General features: G+C 70.0%; 19 protein-coding genes. 7 read left to right on the top strand and 12 right to left on the bottom strand.

Annotated elements, in window-relative coordinates; all coding sequences use genetic code 11:
• Window positions 1-218 precede the first annotated feature (218 nt).
• From AAC979_RS19135 to mutS, 3 genes are read left to right on the top strand one after another with little or no spacing between them, the layout of a single operon-like run.
• Window positions 219-1691, top strand: coding sequence for an MATE family efflux transporter (locus tag AAC979_RS19135; RefSeq protein WP_371348473.1), 1473 nt, complete (start codon window positions 219-221; stop codon window positions 1689-1691).
• Between the two features lie 9 nt (window positions 1692-1700).
• On the top strand, window positions 1701-2189 hold the full coding sequence (locus AAC979_RS19130) for an MmcB family DNA repair protein (RefSeq protein ID WP_371348472.1): 489 nt from the start codon (window positions 1701-1703) through the stop codon (window positions 2187-2189).
• A gap of 59 nt (window positions 2190-2248) precedes the next feature.
• On the top strand, window positions 2249-5017 hold the full coding sequence (mutS, locus tag AAC979_RS19125) for a DNA mismatch repair protein MutS (protein WP_371348471.1): 2769 nt from the start codon (window positions 2249-2251) through the stop codon (window positions 5015-5017).
• Between the two features lie 142 nt (window positions 5018-5159).
• Here the strand turns inward: mutS and ppdK are convergent, their stop codons facing one another.
• Entirely contained in the window at window positions 5160-7838 is a 2679-nt protein-coding gene (ppdK, locus tag AAC979_RS19120) for a pyruvate, phosphate dikinase (RefSeq protein ID WP_371348470.1), read from the bottom strand.
• 294 nt (window positions 7839-8132) lie between these two features.
• Between ppdK and AAC979_RS19115 the strand changes: the two genes are divergently transcribed.
• On the top strand, window positions 8133-8531 hold the full coding sequence (locus AAC979_RS19115) for a DoxX family protein (protein WP_371348469.1): 399 nt from the start codon (window positions 8133-8135) through the stop codon (window positions 8529-8531).
• Window positions 8532-8579: 48 nt separating this feature from the next.
• Here the strand turns inward: AAC979_RS19115 and AAC979_RS19110 are convergent, their stop codons facing one another.
• The 4 genes from AAC979_RS19110 to AAC979_RS19095 form a co-directional block, all read right to left on the bottom strand.
• A complete protein-coding gene (locus AAC979_RS19110) occupies window positions 8580-8756 on the bottom strand; it encodes a DUF3096 domain-containing protein (RefSeq protein WP_371348468.1) in 177 nt (58 codons plus the stop codon).
• 222 nt (window positions 8757-8978) lie between these two features.
• Complete coding sequence (glyS, locus tag AAC979_RS19105; RefSeq protein ID WP_371348467.1) at window positions 8979-11042, bottom strand: glycine--tRNA ligase subunit beta; 2064 nt, start codon at window positions 11040-11042, stop codon at window positions 8979-8981.
• Between the two features lie 107 nt (window positions 11043-11149).
• Complete coding sequence (locus tag AAC979_RS19100; protein WP_371348466.1) at window positions 11150-12448, bottom strand: MFS transporter; 1299 nt, start codon at window positions 12446-12448, stop codon at window positions 11150-11152.
• Between the two features lie 32 nt (window positions 12449-12480).
• The gene (locus AAC979_RS19095) at window positions 12481-13425 is read right to left on the bottom strand and encodes a glycine--tRNA ligase subunit alpha (RefSeq protein ID WP_371348465.1); all 945 of its coding nucleotides are present in this window, start codon (window positions 13423-13425) and stop codon (window positions 12481-12483) included.
• 227 nt (window positions 13426-13652) lie between these two features.
• Here AAC979_RS19095 and xseA point away from each other — a divergent pair, with 227 nt between their 5' ends.
• Entirely contained in the window at window positions 13653-15269 is a 1617-nt protein-coding gene (gene xseA, locus AAC979_RS19090) for an exodeoxyribonuclease VII large subunit (protein WP_371348464.1), read from the top strand.
• A gap of 96 nt (window positions 15270-15365) precedes the next feature.
• Entirely contained in the window at window positions 15366-15590 is a 225-nt protein-coding gene (locus AAC979_RS19085) for a DUF2093 domain-containing protein (protein WP_371348463.1), read from the top strand.
• 181 nt (window positions 15591-15771) lie between these two features.
• On the opposite strand, the gene lpxK is transcribed toward AAC979_RS19085, so the two are convergent.
• From lpxK to AAC979_RS19060, 5 genes are all read right to left on the bottom strand, one after another.
• Entirely contained in the window at window positions 15772-16791 is a 1020-nt protein-coding gene (gene lpxK, locus AAC979_RS19080; RefSeq protein WP_371349100.1) for a tetraacyldisaccharide 4'-kinase, read from the bottom strand.
• A 5-nt stretch (window positions 16792-16796) separates the two neighbouring features.
• Complete coding sequence (locus tag AAC979_RS19075) at window positions 16797-18092, bottom strand: 3-deoxy-D-manno-octulosonic acid transferase (RefSeq protein WP_371348462.1); 1296 nt, start codon at window positions 18090-18092, stop codon at window positions 16797-16799.
• 6 nt (window positions 18093-18098) lie between these two features.
• The gene (locus tag AAC979_RS19070) at window positions 18099-18815 is read right to left on the bottom strand and encodes a lysophospholipid acyltransferase family protein (RefSeq protein WP_371348461.1); all 717 of its coding nucleotides are present in this window, start codon (window positions 18813-18815) and stop codon (window positions 18099-18101) included.
• 70 nt (window positions 18816-18885) lie between these two features.
• Window positions 18886-19131: a DUF4170 domain-containing protein gene (locus tag AAC979_RS19065; RefSeq protein WP_371348460.1), complete on the bottom strand. Its 246-nt coding sequence runs from the start codon at window positions 19129-19131 to the stop codon at window positions 18886-18888.
• A 28-nt stretch (window positions 19132-19159) separates the two neighbouring features.
• Window positions 19160-19969 carry an inositol monophosphatase gene (locus AAC979_RS19060; RefSeq protein ID WP_371348459.1) on the bottom strand — a complete coding sequence of 270 codons (810 nt, stop codon included), beginning with the start codon at window positions 19967-19969 and terminating at the stop codon, window positions 19160-19162.
• 217 nt (window positions 19970-20186) lie between these two features.
• Between AAC979_RS19060 and AAC979_RS19055 the strand changes: the two genes are divergently transcribed.
• Entirely contained in the window at window positions 20187-20783 is a 597-nt protein-coding gene (locus tag AAC979_RS19055) for a DUF6101 family protein (RefSeq protein ID WP_371348458.1), read from the top strand.
• Window positions 20784-20826: 43 nt separating this feature from the next.
• Here the strand turns inward: AAC979_RS19055 and AAC979_RS19050 are convergent, their stop codons facing one another.
• Window positions 20827-21501, bottom strand: coding sequence for a YoaK family protein (locus AAC979_RS19050; protein ID WP_371348457.1), 675 nt, complete (start codon window positions 21499-21501; stop codon window positions 20827-20829).
• Between the two features lie 170 nt (window positions 21502-21671).
• The gene (locus AAC979_RS19045) at window positions 21672-22022 is read right to left on the bottom strand and encodes a hypothetical protein (RefSeq protein WP_371348456.1); all 351 of its coding nucleotides are present in this window, start codon (window positions 22020-22022) and stop codon (window positions 21672-21674) included.
• Window positions 22023-22166: the final 144 nt, after the last annotated feature.

The raw sequence follows: 22166 nt of genomic DNA, 5'->3' as shown, positions 1-22166 counted from the left end.
GCGCGGGCGCGCGGCGGGGCCAGCCCTTCTAGCCGATTTCGATGACGCTTCTCAATCGTCGCCGCGCGGCGTGTCGCACCGGCGGGGGCGGCGACGTCATGCCATCGCCATATGGCAGGGTGGTGGCAGGCGGGCAGCGACGGATCGGCGTGCGCGCAAGCAACGGGTTGCGCGCACGGGCCTGTCCGGCGCGCCGCGCGCATGCCATATGCCCCGGCATGGACAGGACCGCCCCCCGCAAGCCGCTCAATGCCCGCTTCATCGAAGGCTCGACGCTGCGCCATGTCGCCACCATGACCGCCGCCGGCTCGGTCGGGCTGGTGGCGGTGTTCGTCGTCGATCTTCTCAACCTGTTTTACATCTCGCTGCTCGGCGAGGAGGAGCTGGCGGCGGCCATCGGCTATGCCGGCACGGTGATGTTCTTCACCACCTCCATCGGCATCGGCGTGATGATCGCTGGCTCGGCACTGGTCTCGCGGGCCATCGGCAGCGGGCGGATCGAGGACGGGCGGCGGCTCTCCACCTCCTCGCTCATCTATATGGCGCTCGCCACCGGGGCGATGACGCTGGCGATGCTGCCCTTTCTCTCGCCCCTGCTGGCGCTGCTCGGGGCCAGCGGGCGCACGCTGGAGCTGGCGCGCGACTTCCTGCTGATCGTGCTGCCCTCCACGCCGCTGCTCGGCCTCGGCATGGCGGCGTCCGGCACGCTGCGCGGAATAGGCGATGCGCGCCGTTCCATGTGGGTGACGCTGTCGGGCGGGTTGACCACCGCCGTGCTCGACCCGCTGCTCATCCTCGCCCTCGGCCTCGGCGTCGAAGGCGCCGCCATCGCCACCGTGCTGGCGCGCGGGGTGATGGTCGCCTATGGGTTGAACGCGGTGATACGGGTGCACAAGCTCGCCGCGCGCCCGCGCGTCGCGGATTTCCTTGCCGATATCGGGCCGCTCTCGGCCATCGCCGTGCCGGCCATCCTCACCAATGTCGCGACGCCGGTGGGCAATGCCTACATCACCTTCGCCCTCGCCCCGCATGGCGATGCGGCGGTGGCGGCCTGGGCGGTGATCGGCCGGCTGATCCCGGTCGCCTTCGGCCCGCTCTTCGCCCTCACCGGCGCCATCGGCCCGGTGATCGGCCAGAATGTCGGCGCCCGGCGCTATGACCGGGTGCGGCAGACGGTGCGTGACAGCCTGAAGCTCATCGTCGCCTATGTACTCGGGGTCTGGCTGGTTCTCGCACTGGTGCGCCAGCCGCTCGCCGGGCTGTTCGGCCTCTCGGCGGAAGGCGTGGCGCTGGTGGAATTCTTCTGCCTCTATGCCGCCGGCGCCTATGTGTTCTTCGGCGCGCTGTTCGTCGCCAATGCCGCCTTCAACAATCTCGGCGCGCCGCTGCTCTCCACCCTGTTCAACTGGGGGCGGGCGACGCTCGGCACCATTCCCTTCGTCTGGCTCGGCAGCCGCTGGTATGGCGTCGAGGGGGTGATCGCCGGGCAGGCGCTGGGCTCGGTCTTCTTCGGCGTCGCGGCGCTGATCTGCGCCTTCGCCGTGGTGCGCCGGCTCAGCGCCGGCAGCCTGCCGCCCGCGCCGGCCACCGCGCTCGCCGGGCCGGAACTGCCCGCCTTCTCGCGCGGCGAGGACGCCCCGGCCATCGAGACCGCCGCCGGGGTCTTTCCTCGCGAGGAGGAGAACGGATAGAGTACGGGAATGAGCGACATCGGCTTTCCCGACCTCGTCCTGCCGCCGGATGGGCGCCAGTCCGAAACCGCGCGCGGCATACAGCGCGGGGCGCTGCGCTATCTCGCCGCGCGCGGGCTGGTGGGCGTGCCGGAATTCAGCCTCGCCTCCGGCCGGCGGGCGGACATCGCCGCGCTCGACCTGCGCGGCGAGGTGTGGATGGTGGAGATCAAATCCTCGGTCACCGATTTCCGCACCGACCGCAAATGGACGGAGTACCGCGCCCATTGCGACCGGTTGTTCTTCGCCGTCGGCCCGGATTTCCCGCTGGAGATCCTGCCCGAGGACACCGGCATCCTGGTGGCGGACGCCTTCGGCGCCGGGCTGGTGCGCGAGGCGCCGCTGCATGCGCTGGCCGGGGCGACGCGCAAGGCGCTGACCCTGCGCTTCGCCCGCGCCGCCGCCGGACGGCTGATGGGGCTGATGGACCCGGAAGCGCTGCGCGGCGTGGTGCTTTAGAGGGGATAACCGCACCCGGCGCTTGAAAGGCGCCCCTCCCCTCTGCCAGCGTCCCCGCCATGGATCAGCCCGAGAACAGCACCGCGCCCCAAGCGCTCGCGGATAGCGAGCGCGTCACGTCCAAGGCGGCCGCCGACACCGAGCGCGTGACGCCGATGATGGCGCAGTACATCGAGATCAAGGCTGCCAATCCCGGCAGCCTGCTGTTCTACCGGATGGGCGATTTCTACGAGCTGTTTCTCGAAGACGCCGAGATCGCCGCGCGCGCGCTCGGCATTGTGCTCACCAAGCGCGGCAAGCACCAGGGCGAGGACATCCCGATGTGCGGGGTGCCGGTGGACCGGGCTGAGGAATATCTCCACAAGCTCATCGCCGCCGGCCACCGCGTCGCCGTGTGCGAGCAGATGGAGCCGCCCGCCGAGGCGAAGAAGCGCGGCCCGAAGAGTGTCGTGAAGCGCGACGTGATCCGCCTCGTCACCCCCGGCACGCTGACCGAGGACGCGCTGCTCGATGCCCGGCGCGAGAACGTGCTGGCCAGCCTCGCCCGGGTGAAGGGCAGCGGCGAGGAAGGCGATGGCTATGTCTATGCCCTCGCCTTCGCCGATATCTCCACCGGCTCCTTCCGCGTCGCGGAAACCGACAGCGCACGACTGGCCGCCGACCTCGCCCGCATCGAGCCGGCCGAGCTTCTGGTCGCCGACGCCGTCTATGACGATGCCGAGCTGCGCCCGCTCTGGCGCACCCTGCCCGCCGTGACGCCGCTGCCGAAGGAGAGCTTCGATGGCACTACGGCCGGGCGGCGCATCGCCGGCTTCTTCCAGGTGGCGACGCTGGATTCCTTCGGCAGCTTCTCCCGCGCCGAACTCGCCGCCGCCGCCGCCATCGTCGCCTATATCGAGCGCACCCAGCTCGGGGCCCGCCCGCCGCTCGGCCGGCCGCAGCGCGAGGCCTCCAGCGAGGCGATGATCATCGACCCGGCGACGCGGGCCAATCTCGAAATCCTGCGCACCACCACCGGCGAGCGTACCGGGAGCCTATGCGCCGCCGTGGACCGCACCGTCACCTCGGCCGGGGCGCGCCTGCTCGCCCGCCGCCTCGCCGAGCCGCTGACAGACCCGAAGCGCATCGCCGAGCGGCTCGACGCGGTGGAATGCCTGGTCGAGGAAACCAGCCTGCGCGCGCAATTGCGCGACCGGCTCGCCGGCGTGCCGGACCTCGCCCGCGCGCTGTCCCGCGTCGCGCTGGGCCGCGCCGGGCCGCGCGACCTCGCCGCCATCGGGCGCGGACTGAATGAGGGCGCCGCCATCGCCGGGCTGATCGCCGACGCCCCGGCCCCGGCCGAATTGCAGGCCGCCGCCCGGGCGCTCAGTGGGGTCGATCCGGCGCTGGCGGCCAGACTTACCGCCGCGCTCGACGACGAACTCCCGCTCAACCGCCGCGACGGCGGCTTCATCCGCCCGGGCTATCACCCCGAGCTCGACGCCACCCGCGCCCTGCGCGACGAAAGCCGGCGCGTGGTGGCGGCGCTGGAGCGGCGCTATGTCGAGGAAACCGGGGTCCGCGCGCTCAAGATCCGGCACAATGCGGTGCTCGGCTATTTCGTCGAGGTGAGCCAGCAGAACGCCGACCGGCTGCGCGAGCCGCCCTTCGACGCCGTGTTCATGCACCGCCAGACCATGGCGGGGGCGATGCGCTTCACCTCCACCGAACTCGCCGAGCTGGAGGCGAAGATATCCAGCGCCGGCGAGCGGGCGCTGGCGCTGGAGCAGGGGCTGTTCGACGAACTGGTCGCCGCCGTGACCGCCGAGACCGAGGCGATCCGCGCCTGCGCCGAGGCGCTGGCGGTGATCGACGTCACCGCCGGCCTCGCCAAGCTGGCGGTGGATGAGAACCATGTGCGCCCGGAGGTGCATGAGGGGCTCGATTTCCGCATCGAAGGCGGGCGCCACCCGGTGGTGGAGCAGGCGCTGCGCCGCGATGGCGGGCCGTTCGTCGCCAATGAGTGCGAGCTTTCCCCGCCCGAAGGCGCCCGCGCCGGGCGGATCTGGCTGGTCACCGGCCCGAACATGGCGGGTAAGTCGACCTTCCTGCGCCAGAACGCGCTCATCGCCATCCTCGCCCAGGCCGGCGCCTACGTGCCGGCGCGGCTGGCGCGCATCGGCGTGGTCGACCGGCTGTTCTCCCGCGTCGGCGCGGCGGACGATCTCGCGCGCGGGCGCTCCACCTTCATGGTCGAGATGGTGGAAACCGCCGCCATCCTCAACCAGGCCACCGAACGCTCGCTGGTGATCCTCGATGAGATCGGGCGCGGCACCGCGACCTTTGACGGCCTCTCCATCGCCTGGGCGAGTCTGGAGCACCTGCACGAGGCCAATCGCTGCCGTGGCCTGTTCGCCACCCATTTCCACGAGCTGACCGCCCTGTCCCAGCGGCTTTCCCGCCTCGTCAACGCGACGGTGAAGGTGAAGGAATGGGAAGGCGAGGTGATCTTCCTGCATGAGGTGGTGCCGGGCGCGGCGGACCGCTCCTACGGCATTCAGGTCGCCAAGCTCGCCGGCCTGCCGCATGCGGTGGTGGAGCGCGCCCGCGCCGTGCTGACCGAGCTTGAGTCCGCCGACCGCGCCGCGCCGGCGCAGCGCATTCTCGACGATCTCCCGCTCTTCGCCGCGCTCAACCGCGCCCCGCCTCTCGCCGCCCCGACGCCGAAAACCGACCCGGTGGCGGCGGCGGTGAAGGACGCGCTCGCTACGCTCGACCCCGACGAAATGACCCCGCGCGAGGCGCTGGAAGCGCTGTACCGGCTGAAGGCGGCAGCGAAGGGCGGGTGAGGGGGAACAGCGCCCCCCTCGCCGACCCGCGTTATCCCCGGGCTCGACCCGGGGATCCACGATTTTTCATCGCCGCTCGATGATTGCGTGAATGCCCGGGCCAAGCCCGGGCATAAGTTTGTCTTGTGCAGGCTCGCCCCACTCACGCCTGGCTGGCGGCCTTGGTCTTCAGCGCGGCCTGGGCGGCGGCGAGGCGGGCGATCGGCACGCGGAAGGGCGAGCAGGACACATAGTCGAGCCCGACTTCCTCGCAGAAGGCGACCGAGGCGGGATCGCCGCCATGCTCGCCGCAAATGCCGAGCTTGAGCTTCGGGCGCACGGCGCGGCCGCGCTCGGTGGCGATCTTCACCAGTTCGCCCACACCATCCGTGTCAATCGACACGAAGGGGTCCACCTCGAAAATGCCCTTGGCGATATAGGTGCCGAGGAAGGTGCCGGCATCGTCGCGGGAAATGCCGTAGGTGGTCTGGGTGAGGTCGTTGGTGCCGTAGGAGAAGAACTCGGCGGTTTCCGCGATCTCGCCCGCCTTCAGCGCGGCGCGCGGCAGCTCGATCATGGTGCCGACCTGATACTCCAGCGCCACCCCGGTCTCGGCCTCCACCTTCTTCGCCACCGTGTCGATGTCGTGCTTGACGAGGTCGAATTCCCGCTTGCCGGTGATCAGCGGTACCATGATCTCCGGCACCACCGGCTTGCCGGTGGTCTTCTGCGCCGCCACCGCCGCCTCGAAGATGGCGCGCGCCTGCATCTCCGCGATTTCCGGGAAGGCGATAGCGAGACGGCAGCCGCGGAAGCCGAGCATCGGGTTGAACTCGTCGAACTCCCGCTTGCGGGCGGCGAGCTTGGCCGCGCTGACCCCGAGGCCCTGCGCCACCTCGGCAATGTCCGCCTCTGTGTGCGGCAGGAATTCGTGCAGCGGCGGGTCGAGCAGGCGGATGGTGACCGGCAGCCCGTCCATGATCTCGAACAGCTCCTGGAAGTCCGAGCGCTGAGCGGCGAGCAGCTTGGCGAGCGCGGCGCGGCGGCCCTTCTCGTCGTCGGCGAGGATCATCTCGCGCACGGAGCGGATGCGGTCACCCTCGAAGAACATGTGCTCGGTGCGCGAGAGGCCGATGCCCTCGGCGCCGAAATTCTTCGCGGTGCGCGCGTCCAGCGGGGTCTCGGCATTGGCGCGCACCTTCAGCCGGCGCACGCCGTCGGCCCAGCCCATGAGCGTGGCGAATTCGCCCGACAGTTCCGGCTGCAGCGTGGGCACCGCGCCGGCGATCACCTGGCCGGTGCCGCCGTCAATGGTGAGGATGTCGCCCTTCTTCAGTGTCACCCCGCCTGAGGTGAGCGTGCCGGCGGCATAGTCGACGCGGATGGTGCCGGCGCCGCAGACACAGGGCTTGCCCATGCCGCGCGCCACCACGGCGGCGTGCGAGGTCATGCCGCCGCGCGTGGTGAGGATTCCCTGCGCCGCGTGCATGCCGTGAATGTCTTCCGGCGAGGTCTCGATGCGCACCAGAATGACCTTGCGGCCCTGCGTCTTGAGCAGTTCCGCCTCGTCGGCGGAGAACACGATCTCGCCCGAGGCGGCGCCCGGCGAAGCCGGCAGGCCGGCGCCGATCACCTTCTTGTCGGCCTTGGGGTCGAGCATCGGGTGCAGCAATTGGTCGAGCGCGGCGGGGTCGACGCGGCCGATCGCCTCCTCGCGGGTGATGACGCCGTCATGGGCGAGCTCCACGGCGATGCGCAGCGAGGCCTTGGCGGTGCGCTTGCCGGAGCGGGTCTGCAGCATCCACAGCTTGCCGCGCTCGACGGTGAATTCGAGGTCCTGCATGTCGCGATAGTGGCCTTCGAGCACGCCGGCGATGCGGACGAACTCGGTGTAGACCTCCGGCAGCGCCTTCTCCATCGAGGGCTTGTCGGAACCGGCGCCAATGCGCGCGGCCTCGGTGATGTTCTGCGGCGTGCGGATGCCGGCCACCACATCCTCGCCCTGGGCGTTGATCAGGAACTCGCCATAGAGCGCGTTCTCGCCGGTGGAGGGGTTGCGGGTGAAGGCGACGCCGGTGGCGGAGGTCTCGCCCATATTGCCGAACACCATGGCCTGCACATTCACCGCCGTGCCCCAGCTTTCCGGGATCTGGTGCAGGCGGCGATAGACGATGGCGCGCTGGTTCATCCACGAGCCGAACACGGCGCCGATGGCGCCCCAGAGCTGGTCGTGCGGGTCCTGCGGGAAGGGCTTGCCCAGCTCATGCGCCACCAGCGCCTTGTAGCGGGCGACGATTTCCTTCCAGTCCTGCGCCGACAGATCGGTGTCGAGATTATAGCCGTGGTCGCCCTTGAAGCCGTCCAGCACCTCCTCGAAATGGTGATGCGGGAAGTCCAGCACCACATTCGAGTACATCTGGATGAAGCGGCGATAGCTGTCATAGGCGAAGCGGGCGTCGCCGGAGGAGGCGGCCAGCGCCTCCACGGTGACGTCGTTCAGCCCGAGATTGAGCACCGTGTCCATCATGCCCGGCATGGAGGCGCGGGCGCCCGAGCGCACGGAGACGAGCAGCGGGTTGGCGGGGTCGCCGAAGGTTCGGCCGGCGAGCTGCCCGACATGGGCCAGCGCGGCGTCGACATCGCCCTTCAGGCTGTCGGGATAGACGTTCCCATTGGCGTAATAATAGGTGCACACCTCGGTCGAGATGGTGAAGCCGGGAGGCACCGGCAGGCCGAGATTCGACATTTCCGCGAGGTTCGCGCCCTTGCCGCCAAGCAGGTTGCGCATCTCCGCCGCACCCTCTGCCGTGCCGTCGCCGAAGGTGTAGACCCATTTCGTCATTTCAGATGCCCCGTTGGGTGGGGCCGAATGGGTCCCCGCCGCCGTGATGGAAATTCAGCCATGGCTGAAATGCACGCAACGCCAAAGGGTTGAGCCAGGACACGCCAAGGGGTCCCGCGCCTTTTCCCACAAGTGGTCTAGCGTCTTGAGGTCTTCCCTTCAATCCATCATTCGCAGATGCGTCATGAAATTTGTGCCCTGCGCCAAAGGTGATGACGCCGGCGGATTGCCGCGCGCGGGCGGTTGGGGCAGGCTCCACGCGCCGGCACACCCCAAGCCTTGAGGGCGATCTTCATGAATGGCACGTTGACTCGACTGGCTCCCCACATTCTGAGCCTGCTGCGCATCATGGCGGCACTGCTGCTGCTCCAGCACGGCACCACCAAGGTGCTCGGCTTTCCCGCGACGCAGATGAGCGGCATCAGCCTCACTTCCATGCCGGGCCTTGCCGGCATCATCGAGCTGGTCGGCGGCGCGCTGCTGCTGATCGGGCTGTTCTCGCGCCCGGTCGCCTTCATCCTCTCGGGCATGACGGCGGTGGCCTATTTCCTCGTCCACGCGCCGAAGGACTTCTATCCCATCCTCAATGGCGGCGAGCTGGCGGCGCTGTACTGCTTCGTGTTCTTCTATCTCACCTTCGCCGGCCCCGGCCCGTGGAGCGTCGACGCCCTGCGCGGGGCGGAGCGGCGCTGAGCGCGTGGCACCGGAGCCCTGCCCGGCAGCCCGGGCAGGGCGCAGGCCTCAGATGCCGAGCCGCTGGCCGATATTCTCCAGCCCGCCGGTGCCGAGCAGGCCGACAATGCCGATGAAGATCAGATAGATGGCGACGATGAAGCTTAGCAGGCGCGGCATTACGAGAATGAGGATGCCGGCGATGAGCGCGACGATCGGCTGAATGGCGACGATATTGATGTCCATGGGACACTCCGCTGGGTGGTAGCGACATAAGCCGCGCCCGGCAGGATGGTTCCGCCCTCGGGTGCACGCAAGCGTTCCGGCGCCTGAACGTCCGATGGCCGTCATCCCGGCCGCAGGCAAAGCCGGCGAGCCGAGATCGCGATGGCGCGACGGCAAGACACCACGCGATCCCGGAGACGGCCTGGCGGCCGTTCCGGGATGACGGCGTAAGGAGTGCGCCGCCTACCCCTCGATGCGCTCGAAATCGGCGATGGCGCGGGTGGCGGCGCGGATGTCGGCGAGCAGGCGCAGGCGGTTGACCCGCAGCGCCTGGTCTTCCGCATTCACCGTCACCTTCTCGAAGAAGGCGTCGACCGGTGCGCGCAACTGCGCGATCAGCGCCATAGCGGCCTCGAAGTCTTCACGCGCCAGTGCCTGTTCGATCTGCGGGCCGAGCGCAGCGATCGCGTCAGCCAGCGCGCGTTCCTCCGGCTCGTGCAGCAGCACCATGTCGACGCCGCCTTCATAAGCGACGCCGTCCTTCTTCTCCTCGATGCGCAGAATATTCGCCGCGCGCTTGGTGCCGGCGAGCAGGTTCTTGCCGTCCTCGGTGGCGAGGAACCGCCCCAGCGCCTCGACGCGCTTCACCACGAGCAGCAGGTCGTCCTGGCCGGGAAGGGCGAAAACGGCATCGACCAGATCGTGGCGGGCACCGGCTTCGCGCAGATGGACCTTGAGACGGTCGGCGAAGAAGGAGAGCAAATCCGGCTCGGCAAACGCGCCGAGTTTCACCGTCAGCCCATTCTCCAGCACAATCCGCACCACGCCCAGCGCCGCGCGGCGAAGGGCATAGGGGTCCTTGGAGCCGGTCGGCTTCTCGTCGATGGCCCAGAAGCCGACCAGCGTATCGAGCTTGTCGGCCAGCGCCACGGCGATGGAGACCGGCGCGGTGGGGACAATATCGGTCGGGCCCTGCGGCTTGTAATGCTCTTCCGCCGCGGCGGCGATTTCCTCAGGCAGGCCTTCGAGACGGGCGTAATAGCGGCCCATCAGCCCCTGCACTTCGGGGAATTCGCCCACCACCTCCGTGCGCAGATCGCTCTTGGCATAGAGCGCGGCCTGCTCCGCGAGGTCCGGATCGGCGCCCACCACGGGCGCGAGTTCGCGCGCAAGACGGGCGATGCGGCGGATGCGCTCAAGCTGCGAGCCGAGCTTCTCGTGGAAAGTGACATTGCCGAATTTCGCCAGCCGCTCTTCCAGCGGCACCGAGGCGTTGGTCTTCTTGTCCGTCTCCCAGAAGAACTTGGCGTCGGAGAGCCGGGCGCGGATGACGCGCTCATTGCCGGCGATGATCGCCGCGCCGCCATCGCTGGCGGCAAGGTTCGACACCAGAATGAACCTGTTGGCGAGCCGCCCGGTGGCGGGGTCCTTCAACACGAAGCATTTCTGGTTGGCGCGGATGGTGGCGCGCACCACCTCGTCCGGCACGTCGAGAAAGGCGGGGTCGAACGACCCCATCAGCACGACGGGCCATTCCACCAGCCCGGAAATCTCGTCCAGCAGGCCGGCATCCTCCACCAGTTCCAGCCCCTGCGCGAGGGCGAGATCCTTGGCGTCGTTGAGGATGATGTCCTTGCGCCGCTCGCGGTCCACCACCACGAAGGCGGCTTCCAGCTTCGCCATCCAGTCTTCCAGCCGGCGCACGCGGATCGTGCCCTCAGCGAGGAAGCGGTGGCCGCGCGTGACATCGCCGGAGCGGAGGCCGTCGATCTCGAAAGCGACGATCTCCGGCTCCTCGGTCTCGGGGCCGAAGGTGCACAGGATGGATTGCAGCGGCCGCACCCAGCGCAGCGCGTTCGGGCTGGTCGAGCCCTTGCCCCAGCGCATGGACTTCGGCCAGGGGAAGGCGCGGATCACGGCGGGCACGATCTCGGCAATCACCTCTGGCGTCGGCCGGCCATGCTTGTGGATGCGGGCGATGTAGAACTCGCCCTTTTTCGGGTCGCTCTCGATGCTCGCCTGTTCGATGGAGGCGAGGCCGGCGGCTTTCAGGAAGCCGTCAATGGCGCCCTGCGGGGCGCCGACGCGCGGGCCCTTGCGCTCCTCATGCGTGTCCGGCTGCTGCGCCGGCAGGCCGTGCACGGCGAGCGCCAGCCGGCGCGGGGTGACGAACGCCTTGGCGCCCTCATAGACGAGGCCGCGCTCGACCAGCGCATCGGTGACGAGCTTGCGCAGGCTCTCCGCCGCGCCGGCCTGCATGCGGGCGGGGATTTCTTCGCAGAACAGTTCGAGCAGGAGATCGGGCATGGCGCTGCGTCACGTCGGCTGGCGGGCGGCACCTGGCGGCGCGCGCCGTTGCGGGAAGGTCGGCCGACGCCCTAGCACGTCGCGCCCGGCGAGGGGAGGCGTCTCGTTCAGGAAAGCGCCCGGCCACGGGTCTCCTTCATCGTCAGCGCGGCGGCGAGCGAGACCGCCGCCACCGCGATGAGATAGGCGGCGGGGCCCATGTCGAACTGTTCGCGATTGACCAGATACACCGCCACCATCGGCGCGGTGCCGCCGGCAAGGCCGAGGGCGAGATTGTAGCTGAAGGAGAGCGCGCTGCAGCGCGTGGCGGGGCGGAACATTTCCACCAGCACGCAGGGCATAGGCCCGGCATAGGCGGCGACCAGCACGGCAAAGCCGAGCTGGCCGATGAGCGCGTTCGCCGCCACGCCGGAATCGAGCAGGCGGAACAACGGCCAGGAGAACAGGATGAGACCGATCAGCCCGCCGCAGACCACGGGCTTGCGCCCGATCCGGTCCGACAACGCGGCGAAGAGCGGCGCCAGCCCGAGCACGGCCACCATGCTGATGGTGTTGATCTGCAGCGAGAGGCGCTCGGTGAGGCCGTCCACCTGCTGCATATAGGTGGTGAGATAGACGAACAGCATATAGAAGCTGACGCCCAAGGTGAGGTTGAGCACCGCGGCGCGGATCATCTCGCGCCCATCGGTGCGCAGGGCCTCGACCAGCGGCAGCCGGCCGGGCCGGTGCGGGCGGGAAGGCGCGTCGTCAATGGCGGAACCGCGCAGATAGAGCGTGAAGCCGCCGAGCAGGATGCCGAGCAGGAACGGGATGCGCCAGCCCCAGGCGACGAGATCGTCCGTGCTCATCATCATGGCGGTGACGGCGCCGACCATGGAGCCGAGCAGCGTGCCGCCGGAGGCGCCGCAGCCGGCGAAGGAGGCGATGAGCCCGCGCCGCCGCAGCTTGGCATTCTCGGCGAGGAAGATCGCCGAGGTGGTGTATTCCCCGCCGATCGACAGCCCCTGCAGCAGCCGCAGCAGCAGGAGCAGCAGCGGCGCGGCGACGCCGATCGTCGCATAGGTCGGGAGCAGGCCGATGGCGACGGTGGAGACCGTCATCATCGCGGCGGAGATGAACAGCGCCCGGCGGCGGCCATAACGGTCGCCAATATGGCCGAACACCATGCCGCCGACCGGCCGCATGACGAAGGAGGCGGCGAACACGCCGAAGGCGGCGATCAGGCCGACAAAGGGGTCGCTGTCGGGGAAGAAGTTCCTGGCGAAGATCGCGGCCAGAAAGCCATAGGCGGCGAAATCATACCATTCCAGCACATTGCCCAGCGCCCCGGCGATGAGCGCGCGGGAACCGGCCGGGGTCTCGGCCGGCTCGGGGCCGGAATAGGACGCGACATCGACGCTGGCCATGGGCGCGCTCCGCGCGGGGAGGAAGGAGAAGATCAGGCCGCCGGTGTGCCGCCCGCCGCCGTGGCCAGCCAGGCCGCCCCGCAGGCCTTGGCGAGTTCGCGCACGCGCAGAATATAGCTCTGCCGCTCGGTGACGGAGATCACCCCGCGCGCGTCGAGCAGGTTGAACACATGGCTCGCCTTGATGCACTGGTCATAGGCGGGCTGCGCCATCAGATGGCGGGTCTTGCTGCCGTCTTCCCAGCCGGCCTCAAGATATTTCGCCGCCGCGCTCTCGGCCATGCGGAACTGCTCGAACAGCATGTCGGTGTCGGCATGCTCGAAATTGTGCCGGGAATATTCCTCTTCCGCCTGCAGGAACACGTCGCCATAGGTGACCTTCTCGTCGCCCTCGCGGCCGTTGAAATTGAGGTCGTAGACGTTCTCGACCCCCTGCACATACATGGCGAGGCGTTCCAGCCCATAGGTCAGCTCGCCTGCCACGGGGGCGCATTCGAAGCCGGCGACCTGCTGGAAATAGGTGAACTGGCTCACCTCCATGCCGTCGCACCAGCACTCCCAGCCCAGCCCCCAGGCGCCGAGCGTCGGGCTTTCCCAATCGTCCTCGACAAAGCGCACATCGTGCAGGTTGAGGTCGATGCCGATGGCCGAGAGCGAGGCGAGATAGAGGTCTTGCAGGTCGGCCGGCGAGGGCTTCAGGATCACCTGGTACTGGTAATAATGCTGCAGCCGGTTGGGGTTCTTGCCGTAGCGCCCATCCTTGGGCCGGCGCGAGGGCTGCACATAGGCCGCCTTCCACGGCAGCGGCCCGAGGGCGCGCAGCGTGGTGGCGGGGTGGAAGGTGCCGGCGCCGACTTCCATGTCGTAGGGCTGCAGCACCACGCAGCCCTTGTCCGCCCAGAAGGCATGGAGCGCGAGGATGAGCCCCTGGAACGACTTGTCGGGGCGCATATGCGGCGGCAGAGCGGGATCGATCATGGGTAAGCCGGCGGTTGGCTGAAAAGGCGGCGCAACCTAGGCCGGGGAAGGGCGGGGATCAAGGTGCCGAGGCCGGATCAGGAGGCACGTCATCCCGGACGGCCGCAGGCCGAGCCGGGATCGGGGTCAGCGGAGTGCGATCCCGGCTCTCCGGCTCCGCCCCCGGCCGGGATAATGTAGAGGCCCGCCCCGTTTCCGCCCCGGCCAAAACCCATTATCACTGCCCCATGCCCGACAGCCTCGCCGAATCGCCCGTCTCCAACGCCGCCGACTGGACCGTCTCGGAACTTTCCGGCGCGCTCAAGCGCACGGTGGAGGATTCCTTCGGCCATGTGCGGGTGCGCGGGGAAATCTCCGGCTATCGCGGCCCGCATTCCTCCGGCCACGCCTATTTCAGCCTGAAGGACCAGAACGCCCGGCTGGACGCCGTGGTGTGGAAGGGCAATTTCGGCCGGCTGAAGATCCGGCCGGAGGAAGGGCTGGAAGTGGTCGCCATCGGCCGCATCACCACCTTTCCCGGCAAGTCCTCCTACCAGATCGTCATCGAGCAGCTGGAATTCGCCGGCGCCGGCGCCATCATGGCGATGCTGGAGGAGAGGAAGCGCCGCCTCGCCGCCGAAGGCCTGTTCGCGCCCGAGCGCAAGCGCCGCCCGCCTTTCCTACCCCGTGTCATCGGCGTCGTCACCTCGCCCACCGGGGCGGTGATCCGCGACATTCTCCACCGGCTGAACGATCGGTTTCCCCGCCATGTGCTGGTGTGGCCGGTGCGGGTGCAGGGCGACACGTCGGGGGCCGAGGTGAGCGCCGCCATTCGCGGCTTCAACGCGATACAGGCCGGCGGGGCGATCCCGCGTCCGGACGTGCTCATCGTCGCGCGCGGCGGCGGCTCGCTGGAAGATCTGCTCGGCTTTTCCGAGGAAAGCGTGGTGCGCGCGGCGGCGGAGAGCGCCATCCCGCTGATTTCCGCCGTCGGCCATGAGACCGACGTGACGCTGATCGACTTCGCCGCCGATCTGCGCGCCCCCACCCCGACCGCCGCCGCCGAGATGGCGGTGCCGGTGCGCGCCGATCTCGTCGCCGAACTGGCGCGGCTCGACGCGCGGCGGCGCGCCGGCCTCGCCCGCGCGCTCGACCGGCAGCGCAGCGAACTGCGGGCACTGTCACGCCTGCTGCCGAGCGCGGATGCCGTGCTCGCCGTGCCGCGCCAGCGGCTCGACCTGGCCGGCCAGCGCCTGCCCCGGGCGCTGAAAGCCAATGCCGGCGCGCACCGGCTGGCGCTGACCCGCATCGAAGGGCGGCTGACGCCCCAGCTTCTCGCCGGCGCCCTCACCCGCCGGGGCGAGCGCCTGGGCGACATCGCCGCCCGGCTGCCGCGCGGGCTGGCGGTCAACACCTCAAGCCACCGTCTGCGGCTCACCCGCGACGAGGGGCGGCTGCGGCTGCTCGCGCAGGCGCTGCGCGAGCGCGGCAGGCGCGGGCGCGACCGGCTGGAAAATGCGCAGGCGCGCCTTGTCCGCTGCCGGCGCCAGCAGGCGGCCGAGCGCGCCGGCCGGCTCGACGCGGTGGCCAAGCTGCTCACCGCCCTCTCCTATAAGGGCGTGCTGGCGCGGGGTTATGCGCTCGTCCGCGACGCCTCGGGCGCGCCGGTCCATGCGGCGGCGGGCATCGCCGCCGGGGACGCGATGGAGATCGAATTCCGCGACGGGCGGGTCGCCGTGTCCGCCACCGCCGCCGCCGGTCCGGACGCGCCGCCCTCCCCCGCCCGGCCGGCACGCAAGCCGAAGAGCCGCGCAGCCTCCCCCTTGCCGGAGGGGCCGCGCCAACCCACCTTGTTCGATAATTGACCGGGCGCCACGCCGATAGGTGCTCCATCGGACTTGCCGTATGGACCACCGGCTCTTTATTGTCGCGCCAACCGAACCGACAGGATGGGCGGGAACATGAACCGCTTCGAACGTTTCTCCGCCTCGGGTGAAGCCGAGGTGCGCTATCTCGACGGCGACTTCCGCGTCGTGCGTCCCGGCACCTTCGTACGCTGCGCCGTGACCGGCGAGGCGATCCCGCTCGACGAGCTGCGCTATTGGAGCGTCGACCTGCAGGAAGCCTATGCCAGCCCGCAGGCGGTGCTGGCGCGGCTGCATCCCGACCGCCTCAAGCCGGCCTGAACGGTGCCGAAGCCCGGCCGATCGGGTTGAATCAACCGGATCGGCATCCACTGCGCTCGAAAACGCGCTAGAGCGCGATCCGATCAGATTGAATCAATCTGATCGGTAAATCGCCCTCTAACTCTAAGATAGAGAACGCGTTATCCGATCAGCTTGCGATGCAAGCTGATCGGCGCGTGCTCTAACGCTCGCGCGGGCCGGATTCCAGGCCGCCCAGCATGCGCTCCAGCGCTTTCGCGCTCTGCGGCTCCAGCGCCATCCGCACCGGCAGCACATCCGACACTTCGATCAGCGGCTGGCCGACCTCGCTGCCGGCGAGGCGCATCGCGTCCTTTTCGGTGGTGACCAGCACGAGGTCCATCTTCTGCGCCTCGGCGCGAAGCTCTTCCACCTCGGCCGCCGTGTAGACATGGTGGTCCGGGAAGGCCCGCGTCACGACAGGCAGCACGCCGAGCGTGCGCAGCGTCTCGAAGAATTTGGCGGGACGGCCAATACCGGCATAGGCGAGCACGCGCTTGCCGAACAGCCGCGCCACCGCCTGCGCCTCCGGGGCGAGACGCCCGCGCAGCACCACGGCGCCGGCGGCATAGCCCTCGCGCGCGGCGCGCTCGCCTGGCGCTCCCTCGCCGATGACCAGCAGCGCCTGCGCCTGTTCGAGCTGGGGGGCGAGCGGCGCGCGCAGCGGTCCGGCGGGCAGGCACAGGCCGTTGCCGATGCCGACGCCGGCGTCGATGACGAGGATCGACAGAGATTTCGCCAGCGCCGGGCTCTGGAAGCCGTCATCCATGATGAGGATGTCGGCGCCGGCCTGCGCCGCCGCCTGCGCCCCAGCGAGCCGGTCTCGGGCGACGAAGGTCGGCGCCGCGCGGGCGAGCAGCAGCGGCTCGTCGCCCACATCATCGGCGCCGTGCAGCAGCGGATCGACCCGCACCGGGCCCTTCAGCCGGCCGCCATAGCCGCGCGTCAGCACCGCCGGCTTGTGGCCATGCAGGGCGAGCCGGCGGGCGATCTCGATCACGGTCGGGGTCTTGCCGGCGCCGCCGACGGTCGGGTTGCCGACACATATGACCGGCAGGCCGACACCCGTGCCCGGCCGGCGAAGCCGCGCCAGCGTGATTCCGCCGACCAGCGCGCCCAGCGGCGCCAGCAGCTTCGCCAGCAGGCTGTGTTCGCGTCGCCACCAGAAGTGAGGTGCCTGCATCACGTTCAGCGCCTCTCAAGCTGGATCTGCACCAGATAGGGGTCGATGGCGCCGAGCGTGCGCTCCAGCGCGCCGCCGAAGCTCTCGATCGTCGCCCGCCCGGCCGCGATCATCGTAGCGCGCGAGGCCGGGTCCGCCAGCAGCATATAGGCCGCCGCCGCGAGCGTGCGCGCATCGGTGACGCACAGCGCCCCGCCCGCCTCGTCGAGCCGGTCGTAGAGCGCGTTGAAATTGGTCACATGCGGGCCGTGCAGGATGGCGGTGTCGAGCTTGATCGGCTCGATCGGATTCTGCCCGCCCCGGCGCGCCAGCGAGCCCCCGAGCAGCGCCACCGGCCCGAGCCGGTAGAACAGGCCGAGTTCGCCGATCGTGTCCGCGACATAGATCGCCGTGCCCTTGTCCGGCTGGTAGCCGTCGCTGCGCAGCACCGCCGGGCAGCCGGCGGCGGTGGCGAGCTGCACCACCGCCGTGCCGCGTTCGGGATGGCGCGGGGCGAGGATGGTGAGCAGGTTCGGCAGTTCCTTGGCGAGACGCTGATGCGCCTCGATGACGATTTCCTCCTCGCCGGGATGGGTGGAGGCGGCGACGACGACGCTGCGCCCGGCCGTCGCCAGCCGCAGCGCGTCGAAGGCGGCGATATCGACGGGAGGCGGCGGCGCGTCAAATTTGAGATTGCCGGTGACGGTGACGCGCGGCGCGCCGAGCTGGCGCAGCCGCTCGCCATCGTCCGGCCCCTGCGCCAGACACAGGTCGACCCGCGACAGCAGCGCCGCGACGCTGCCCGGCACCCGTCGCCAGCTCTCGAAGGAGGAGGGCGACATCCGCGCATTGACCAGCACCAGCGGGGTGGCGCGCGCCTTCACCTCCAGAATGAGGTTCGGCCAAAGCTCGGATTCCACCAGCAGCACCAGGTCCGGCCGCCAGTGCCGGAGGAAGCGCCGCAGGAACAGCGGCGAATCCAGCGGCACGAACTGGTGCGGCACGTCGGGCGGTAGCCGCGCCTGGGCCAGCCGCGCCGAGGTCACCGTGCCGGAGGTGAACAGCACGCGGAAGCCGCGCTCGCGCAGCCGCTCGATGAGCGGCAGCACGGCGATCATCTCGCCGACACTGGCGCCATGCACCCACACCAGCGGCCCGCGCGGACGGGCGGCGCTGGCGCGACCATAGCGTTCGGTGAGGCGGGCGCCGTCCTCCTTGCCGCGCTTCAGCCGGCGCGCCAGCAGCAGGCGGACGAAGGGCGTCGCCAGCCAGGTCGCCGCCCGGTAGCAGCGGACGAGAAAGGGGGAATGCGCGCTGGCCATGACGCGCTAGCCGTTGGCGGAAGCGGCGGGCGCGGAATCCCCGGGCGCGGCGGCGGCGATCGCGCTCTTGCGGGCGAGCGCCCTTGCCTCTTCCGGCCGGCCGACCAGTTCCTCGGCGCGGGCGGTGGCGACTTCGAGCTGGCGCTGAATTTCGCGCCGCGCCGCTTCCAGCTCCTGCGGCCCGGCATCGGCAGCGACGCGCACCCCATCTCCGGCGACCACGGCGGCGCGGCCGAAGGGCAGGTGGATCGCCGACTTGTCCCAGGAACGGGCGATGATGCGCCGCGAGGTGGCGATGGCGACGGGATAGATCGGCCGCCCGGAATGCTTGGCGATGGTGACGACGCCCAGCCCGGCCACGCGCGAGATCTTCGGCACATCGGCCGTCATCGCGACATTGGTGCCCTCGGACAGGTGGCGGATCATTTCCAGCGTGGCGTTGAAGCCGCCCTTGGTGCGGAAATCGCGCCCCTGCGCGCCCGAGCCGCGCACCGCGCCGATGCCGAGCGCCTCCGCGGCGATGGCGTTCACATCCGCATCGGCGCTGCGCGAGATCATCACCTTGGCGCGGTGATAGGGCCGCACCAGGAACGGGGTGAGGAAATGCTGCCCGTGCCAGAAGGTGAGGATCATCGGCAGCTCGGCGTCAGCCAGCTCATAGAGATTGGCCGGCTCCATCACCACGCGCTGGGTCCGCCAGACGAAACGCAGATAGGACGCCATGCTCCGCCCGAGAACGGTGCGGACCGTCGGTGAGGTGCGCAGTCGACGCCACATACGGAAAGGCCGGCGCTCAGCTTGTCGTCGCGCTGGCGTCCGGGTCCAGCAGGCGATGGAGATGAACGATGAAATAGCGCGTCTGCGCCTGGTCGACGGTCTGCTGCGCCTTGGCCTTCCACGCCGCATGGGCGGTGGCGTAGTTCGGGTAGACGCCGACAATGTCGAGCGCGTCGAGATCCTTGAAGGTGACGCCGTCGATCTTTTCGAGCTCGCCGCCGAAGACAAGGTGCAGAAGCTGGGGACTGGTGGTCTCGGGCATTCCGGTCGCGTCCTGTGCTCGGGAACGATCAGCGCGCCACGGCCATGAGCGCCGGGTGCAGCCGGCGGCCGGCGGAAACCAGCGCCCCATGCCGCGGCACCGGCGCGTTATAGGCGAGCGGACGGCCGTCGAGCGTGGTCAGCCGTCCGCCTGCTTCGTGCACCAAAAGGTCCGCGGCGGCAAGGTCCCAATCATTACCGTTGGGCGAGGCGAGCGCCGCATCGAGCTCGCCGGTGGCGACTCGGGCGAGGCGCAGGGCGAGCGAACGGATGCGGTCCACCCGCCGCCAGTCACCGGCGCGGTCGAGATGGGCGAGCCACGGCGCCGGGCCGTCAATGCGCGCGCCATCCAGCGCGCCGGTGGCGGAGACGCGGATCGGCCGGCCGTTGCGGGTCGCCCCGCCGCCGCGCACCGCCATGAACAACTCGTCGGTGACGGGGGCGAACAGGGCGCCGGCGATCGGGCGGCCATCCTCGACCAGCGCCGCCTCCACGCACCAGTCGGCGTGCCCGGCCATGTAAGCCCGGGTGCCGTCGATGGGGTCGACGATCCACACCCGGCGGCGCGACAGGCGCGAGGGTTCGTCCACCGTCTCCTCCGACAGCCAGCCATAATCCGGCCCGACCAGGCTGAGCCGCTCGCGCAGCATCACGTCGACGGCGAGGTCGGCCTCGGTGACGGGGGAATCATTGTGCTTGGACCAGCTCTTCACCCCGGCGCGGAACATCTCCACCGCCACCGCCCCGGCGGCGACCACCGCCTCGGCCAGATGCCGCGCGGCGACGGCGGGATCGGCCAGAGGATCGGGACCGGGCAGATCGGCGGCAAGGCTTGGCATGGTTTCCATTCGCGGGACGTAGGCGCACGAGGCGGGGATTGCAAATGCGATATTGGCATTGCGAGCGATTCCGACAAGCAATCGTCAAGCATAGGTGCCATTCCCCGCCGGGAAGAAACTCTCAACCATGTCCTTTAAGCGGCGGAGCAAGGGGTCGCGACTAGGGTGTGCCCACGACCGAGGCCACTGAGCCAGAAAATCGGCGGGGAGATGCGTGATGCGTCAGGACAGACTGGACCTGAAGACAAGGCCGGAGGCGGCGCGCCAGACCTATGTGGCGCTGGCGCGCCCCACCGCGCCGGAAGAATGGCCGCTGCGATTCGACGCCGCCGACGACGGCGCGGATGACGGGGTGCGGCAGATCGAGATCGGGCCGGAGGGGGTGAGGCTGAGCCGGCGCCTCGCCGGCGTGACGGTGACGGCCGCATGCCCGCTCTCCGCCTATCGCGGCCTCGCCGTGGCGCTGCTCGACCCGGAAGGCGACGATGACGGCATCGCCCTGCTCTTCGTGCATGCGGACCCGGCGCTGTCGGTGACGCTCTACAGCGCGCCGCATATTGACGACGTGGTGGCGGAATGGCGCGGCTGGAGCGCGGCGCTCGGCCGGCCGATGCTGGTGACGCTGGCCGATGGCAGCCACCGGCCCGCCCATGCGATGATCGGTCGGCTCATCATCGGCGCGGTGCAGGGGCGCCGGGCACGGCGTGGCGCGCTCAAGCACCGCCGGCCGAGCGTCTACCGCCGGCGCGGAGCCGGGCGGCCGGGAGAGCTCACCGTGCATCGCGGCGAGCGCGAGATCAGCGCACGGGACTGACTGTCGCGGCGAGGTGCCTCACGGGCGGTTCCCTCGCCCGCGGTCAGTCGCCACCCTCGCGCCCGATCGGGTGCAGCAAATGGCCATGGAAGGCGAAGGCGATGGCGGTGAGGCCGGCCAGCAGCACGCAGGCGGCCGCCAGCGAGGGGACCAGCCCGCTCGCCGCCAGCAGCATGGCGCCGATGCCCGCGCCGATGACGAAGGACGCCCAGGAACCGGCATAGGACAGCGCCTCCACCGGTCCGCCGCGCCGCCGCGCCCAGCGGGCGAGCGCCTGGCCGACGCCGAACAGCGCACCGGTGACGAAGCTCTTGCCGACATCCGCCCCGGCGATGACCTGGTGCACGCTGTTCTGCATGCCCATGGCGAGCGCGACCGGCAGCAGCGACAGCCTTCCCGCATCCCCGCCCGCCAGCACCGCCGCCAGCACGAACAGCACCACCTCGCTGCCGAGCACGGCGACCAGTTTCCATTCGCCCGCCACATCGGCGATCAGCGTGCCGGCAAAGGCGCCGATGACGAAGCCGGCGATGACAGAGGCGGTGAACAGCGCCAGCGGCCAATGTCCCTGCGCCAGTTGAATGCCGAGCCGGGTGCTGTTGCCGCTCATGAAGGAGAGGAACAGCCCGCCGAGATGGGCGTAGCCGACGGCATCGACGAAGCCGGCGATCAGGGTGGCGAAGGTGGCGAAGAGCAGCGGGCGGTAGCCGTCGCGCATGGGGTCTCGAATCTCCCGCGCAGCGGCGGGATCGTGATGGAGCGGGAGACCGACAAAAAAGGGCGCGCACGCGCACCCTTCTCCGTGGATCAGCCACAAGGTGGGCCGGCTTGTGTCCCAAGGCGGCTCGCCTCAAGGCGGCGGCAGAGCCCGCAGGGTTTCACGCCGCCTCAGGGGCAGACATGCACCCAGCCGCCACCCCAGGTGCGGCGCCAGAAGCAGTTCGGGCGCACCGGCGGGCCCCAGCCACGGGCATAGGGGGGCACGTACCAATTATAGTTCGGGCGCCAGAAGCAGCGGAACGGGCCGCAGACCCAGGCCACATTCTCGGTGAGCGCGGCGGAGGGAGCGAGCGTGCCGGCGGCGACGGCCGACGGGGCGGCGAGGCCGGGCGTGACCACGCCGGCTTCAGCGGTGCCGCTGGCGAGGCCGGCGGCGGTGAAGGCGGCGACAGCCAGGGCAGCGGCAAACGCCGCCCGGCGCAGCCGCGCGACGGCGGAGGCGAAGGAGGGATAACGCATGAAGCACTCCCGAGGGGATCCGGTGATGATAGCGAGCAAGGATATCACGCGCCTGTCGCCGCACCAGCCGTAACCCCATGCGTCAATGCAAATTTCCTGTGCGCGCCGCGCCTGCGGGCGACAGCGGGCGCGGCTTCGCCTAAG

Source organism: Ancylobacter sp. IITR112 (assembly GCF_041415945.1).
Taxonomy (GTDB): domain Bacteria; phylum Pseudomonadota; class Alphaproteobacteria; order Rhizobiales; family Xanthobacteraceae; genus Ancylobacter.
This window is presented reverse-complemented; position numbering and strand designations above follow the sequence as displayed.